This is a genomic window from Pelagibius sp., from assembly GCF_028289705.1.
Lineage (GTDB): Bacteria > Pseudomonadota > Alphaproteobacteria > Kiloniellales > Kiloniellaceae > Pelagibius.
Window position 1 is genome coordinate 1 of sequence record NZ_JANQOI010000101.1, and the last position, 5229, is coordinate 5229.

6 protein-coding genes are annotated in these 5229 nt (G+C 62.8%); 3 read left to right on the forward strand and 3 right to left on the reverse strand.

The genetic code is table 11. From position 1 onward, the window contains the following. The 3 genes from Q0996_RS13825 to Q0996_RS13835 form a co-directional block, all read right to left on the reverse strand. Positions 1–924: TRAP transporter substrate-binding protein (locus Q0996_RS13825; protein WP_299620612.1), on the reverse strand; the 924-nt coding region annotated here is incomplete at its 3' end. Between the two features lie 23 nt (positions 925–947). Further along, positions 948–2258: a TRAP transporter large permease subunit gene (locus tag Q0996_RS13830; protein ID WP_299620614.1), complete on the reverse strand. Its 1311-nt coding sequence runs from the start codon at positions 2256–2258 to the stop codon at positions 948–950. After that, on the reverse strand, positions 2255–2782 hold the full coding sequence (locus Q0996_RS13835) for a TRAP transporter small permease subunit (protein WP_299620616.1): 528 nt from the start codon (positions 2780–2782) through the stop codon (positions 2255–2257). Before Q0996_RS13835 ends, Q0996_RS13830 begins: the two co-directional genes overlap by 4 nt. Positions 2783–2875: 93 nt before the next feature. On the opposite strand from Q0996_RS13835, the gene Q0996_RS13840 reads away from it, so the two are divergent. The 3 genes from Q0996_RS13840 to Q0996_RS13850 all read left to right on the forward strand — a co-directional run. After that, a complete protein-coding gene (locus Q0996_RS13840) occupies positions 2876–3364 on the forward strand; it encodes a MarR family winged helix-turn-helix transcriptional regulator (protein WP_299620618.1) in 489 nt (162 codons plus the stop codon). Next, the gene (locus tag Q0996_RS13845) at positions 3357–4232 is read left to right on the forward strand and encodes an oxaloacetate decarboxylase (protein ID WP_299620620.1); all 876 of its coding nucleotides are present in this window, start codon (positions 3357–3359) and stop codon (positions 4230–4232) included. The genes Q0996_RS13840 and Q0996_RS13845 overlap by 8 nt, the downstream gene beginning before the upstream one ends. A gap of 150 nt (positions 4233–4382) precedes the next feature. Next, on the forward strand, positions 4383–5229 hold an 847-nt coding region (locus Q0996_RS13850), incomplete at its 3' end, for a S8 family serine peptidase (protein ID WP_299620622.1).

Sequence of the window (5229 nt, forward strand, 5' to 3'; positions counted from 1 at the left end):
TGGGACGGCTTCACCGAAGAACAGCAGACGGCGATCGAAGTGTCCTGCAACGACATCAACCTCTGGACCCTTGGTGCCGCCGGCCCGGAACTCTTCCAGCACCTCGGCCTGGGCACCGGCCGCGACACCAAGGGTCCAGAGGTTGATGTCGTTGCAGGACACTTCGATCGCCGTCTGCTGTTCTTCGGTGAAGCCGTCCCAGAGGTCTTTGTTGACGTAGAACTCGATGAAGCCGGCGGGCTGGTGCCAGCCGGGGAAGTAGTAGTAGTCGGCCACTTCGTTGAACCCCAGAAGCCGGTCAACCAGCGGAAAGCTCAACTCTGTGGCGTCCAGTCGCCCGGTCTCGAGCGATGTGGAAATCTCGCCGACTGGAAGTGACATCGCGTTCGCGCCCAGCCGCGACAGGATGGCCCCGCCAAGACCGCCGATCCGGATGTTGAGACCCTGCAGGTCCTCGGGACTGTTGATCTCTGACGTGTACCACCCTCCGGCCTCGCTCAGGATCACGCCACAGGCCATTGGGACGAGGTTGTAGGGTTCGTAGAGCTCGCGCCACAGCTCGATCCCTCCCCCGTGGTTCAGCCATGCGATGTAGGACAGCGGATCTCCGCCGAACGGGACAGACCCGAACAGGGCGGCGGCCGGTTCCTGACCCGAGGCATAGGCGGCGAACGACCAGCCCGCATCAATCGCGCCGACGCCGACATTGTCGAAGATCTCGAACGGCGGGGACAACTCGCCAGCGCCCAGGTGTTCGAAGTTCACCTCGCCGCTGGTCAGGAGCGAAACATTGGAAACGAACCGGTCGGCGGCGGGTCCGAGCACCGGAAGCGTCGTGCCGAAGGCACTTTGCATGTTGTAGTCCTGCGCAATGACCGGAGCGGCGGTCAGCGCCATGGCGGCGGCGATCAGATTTCTCTTCATGAGTCTTCTCCCTCTCTTTGCTTTCAGGTCAGCCCCGTGATGAGGCTGGGAAAGACGATCAGCAGCGCTAGGACCAGCAATTGCAGGCCAATGAACGGCAGGACGCCACGATAGATCTCGGGTGTCGTCAGCCGTTCCCCCACTGCGCCGCGCAAGTAGAACAGCGAGAAACCGAAGGGCGGCGTCAGAAAACTGGTCTGCAGGTTCACCGCCACAAGAACGCCGAACCAGACCAGCAGTGGCTCGCCCGTCAGGCCATGTCCGAAGTCCAGGGTGGCGACTATCGGTGCGAAGATCGGGACCAGGATCAGCGTTATCTCGAGCCAGTCCAGCACGAAGCCCAGGACGAAAATCGCGGCCATCACAACGAGCAGGACGGTATAGGGACCTTCGCCACAGGCCAGAAGGCCCGACTCGACCATGTCGTCGCCGCCGATCCCCTTGAAGACCGCAGCAAAGCAGGTCGCCCCAATCATCACCAGAAGGACCATCGAGGTTGTCACGACCGTCTGCCGTGCGGCATCGAAGATCGTCGGCCAGTGAAAGCATCTGTAGAGGATGGTGATCAGGATGGCGCCAAATGCCCCGAGCCCGCTTGCCTCGGTCGGTGTAGCAAGGCCAGCGATGATCGAGCCTAGAACGCAGACGACCAGCCCGATGAGCGGGCCCAGGTCGATGAGAAGACGCAGCACCGTGGTGCCCTGGTCTGACTGCGGTTGTCGGGGAAGCAATCGCGCCCGCCAGATAACAAGCGTGCCATAGGCAGCAACCAGCAGAAGTCCGGGCAGGATGGCCCCCGCGAACATGGCCGGCACCGGCGCCTGCAGCTGGTCGCCGAGCACGATCAGCATCACAGAGGGCGGGATCAGAATGGCGAGTGTCCCCGACGACGCGATCAACCCCGCCGAGGTCGCGTTGTCATAGCCGCCTTCCTGCAGCCGGGGCAGGGCGAGCATCGCCAGCAGAACGACCGAGGCGCCAACGATGCCCGACGAGGCTGCCAGGAGTATCCCAATCACCAGAACCGAGATCCCCATGCCCGCCGACGATCCGCCGAGCGCCGTCTGCGCTGCCCGGAGCGCCCGCTCGGCCACACCTGACTTCTCCAGGATCAGCCCCATGAAGATGAACATCGGGATCGCAACAAGCAGCCAGTTGGACAGCACGTTGGCGTAGATCCGGCTGACCAGCAGGTTGAAGTACGCGGTCGGCAGATCGGAGATCAGAATGAACAGCGCAGCCGCGCCGGCCAGCACCATGCCAACGCGGTAGCCCGCGAGGATTCCGGCCAGTGTCAGTCCGGCCATGGCAAGGGGCAGACCCATCTCGCTCATCGGCGCGCGTGCATCAGCCGCAGAGATTCGAGAAGGATGTATACCGCGAGGATGCCAAGGCCGAGTGGCAGCACAGATTTGATCAACCAGAGATCCTCAAGCCCGCCATTGCGCGATCCTTCATCGGAGCGCCAAGCCCGCATCATGAATGACCAGGAGGCGGGCAGGATCAGCAAGAAGAACGGGGCGGCGAAGAGAAGGTTCCCCGCAAGATCGACCTTGGCCCTCCAGCGCACGTCATACCGCTGATACAGGAAGTCCACGCGGACATGGCGGTCGCGCTGCCAGACCAATCCGGCCGGTATCAGCCCGACGATCACCAGAAGGTGCCACTGCAGATCGAGCAGACTGTTCAGCGTGACGGCGCGGCCGACAAGCGCGGCCGGTTCGGCCAAAGACAGAATCGGGTTCACATCGAATGCACTGCCCAGGACCTGCAGCACCACCGCCAGCATCAGCCCGATCAGCAGAACGGCAAGCACCGCTTCGATCCATCTGGACAGCGACTCGATACCCGATTGCATGGGGCACGCCCTCCCAACACGCCTTATTCGCTCCATATGGAACGATATAATTCCATCTGGAGCAATCTGTTTCTTGGACTTACGCTCTCACACATGAAGCTGATCGACATCCTCGACGCGACTCCGATCGACATCGGATACAGGATCTCGTTTCTCACCAACTTCTGGCGGGAACCGCTCCTGCGCCGCATGGAGCGGGAAACGGGGCTAATCCGGCCCGAGCTGACAGTGCTGATGTGTCTGGACTTCCGCGCTGGGCTGAACGCGCGCGACATCTGCGAGATCACCGAACAGCCGTCCAATACGGTGAGCCGGGCGGTCGCGCCGCTTATGGCGAAGGGGATGGTCTCGCGGCGGCAAGATGAAGAAGACGGGCGGCGCAAGCTTCTGTTCCTCGAGCCCGAAGGTCGGGAGGCCCTTGCCTCGGCGATGGCGCTGTTCGAGGACGCGGAGCGGCATCTGACCGCCTCTCTGTCGCCTGGCGAAAGAGACCTGCTGAAAGACTTGCTGGACCGGATGGCGCGCGATGTGCCGCGTTGGCAGAAGCTGCCACCTTACAGGGATGAGACTCCTCATGGCTGAGCAATTGCCCAACCCGAAGACAGATCGCGTCCGGGCGCTGCTGGCCAGCGGCGAACTGATTCTAATGCCCTGCTGCTATGACGGGATTTCGGCTCGATTGATCGAGCAGGCCGGGTTTGATCTGACCTTCCTCTCAGGCTTTGCTGCCTCTGTGAGCCGGATTGGGGCGCCCGATGTGGGCCTTATGAGCTATGGCGAGGTTCTGGATCAGGCTCGCAACGTTCTTGAGGCCATTGAGATACCGATGATGGTCGATGGCGACACCGGCTACGGGAACCCCATGAACGTGGAACGGACCGTCGAGGGGTTTGCGCGTGCCGGATGCGCGGGTGTGATGATCGAGGATCAGGTCGCGCCGAAGCGCTGCGGACATATCGCCGGCAAGGCTGTCGTTGATCGGGAGGAAGCGTTCGATCGGATCCGTGCGGCGGTCGCGGCGCGCGGCCGCGCCGATATCCTGATCAAGGCACGAACCGATGCCCGCCGGGACCATGGGTTGAGCGAGGCCATCGCCCGGGCCCAGACTTTTGCCGAGCTGGGTGCCGACCTCATCTTCGTCGAAGAGCCCTTCGACAGGGATGAGATGCGCGCCATCTGCCGCGAGGTTCCGGCCCCCACCTCGGCCAACATGCTCGAGGGCGGTCAAACGCCTATCCTGCCGCCCAGGGAGCTGGCAGATCTGGGTTTTGCCGTCGCCGCCTATCCGCTGGCCTGCATGTCGGCGGCCATGAACGCAATGATCCAGGTGCTAAGCGACCTTCGGGAGGGCAGGGATCATACAGCGGGATTGATGCCCTTTGCCGATCTGCGCCGCACGGTCGGGTTCGAACAGTACTATGCAGCCGAGGCCCGCTACCTGAAGCCCTGACTGGCCCTGACCGTGGCAGAGTGGTTACGGCCGCACGAAAAGGCTCGCCCTGGGAATTTGCCGAGCAATCCGATCTGGTTAAGAATGGTGCATATTAGTCCTTCTGATGCGCGAGAATCGCATCAAGTCTTTCTGAGCCGGTGAGAATCAATGAGTAGAGCTGAGAAGATGCCAACCGCATTGACCTTGTCGCCGACCTCTTCGCCATTTCGGTCCGGTTTCGCTCTGTGTGTAGGCCTAGCGCTCTCGGCCTGCGGCGGGAGCAGCGGCGGCGGAAACGACATCGAGCGGTACCTGACCGACGAATATGCGCGCACTCCCGGTCTTTCGGAAATCCGCGCGGCGGAGGCGTATGCGTTGACACCAGCTGGCCGGGAAGGTGGCCAGGGCCAGTCCATCGGAGTGATTGACGACGGGATCGATGGGTCGCACGAGGATATCGAGCGCGCTCTGGCCAGAGGTGGTCAGTTCGACATGTTGCCCTCCGAGGCCGGCGACCGTAGCCACGGCACGTCAGTTGCAGGCATCGCAGCCGCGGCGCGCAACGATCGCGGTACCATGGGCGTTGCATTCAATGCTGCGCTGGTCGACTACGACGCTGGCACGAATGACAACCTTATCGACGGCTTGGCGGCGATCAATTCGATGATTCAGGCGGCCGATGCCGGAACGCCGCGACAGGGCCGCGCGGATGTGCTCAACATGTCCTGGGGCTCGCGCGATATGACCCCAGTATACAACGACTTCATGGGCTATGCCGCCAGCCGTGGTGTCGTCATGGTCGTGTCGACGGGCAATGAATCGGCGTCGAGCCCGTCCAATCCGGCGTCGATGGTGACCGATCCGCAGATCGCTGGGATGGGCATTGCCGTGGCCGCAGGCACTCGGAGCGGGTTGGCCTCCTATTCAAACGCTTGTGGCGCCGCAGCTCAGTACTGCCTCGTGGGGCCTGGCACCACGCCGAGTTCGGCCCCCGGGACTCGGGGCGGCACCAGGA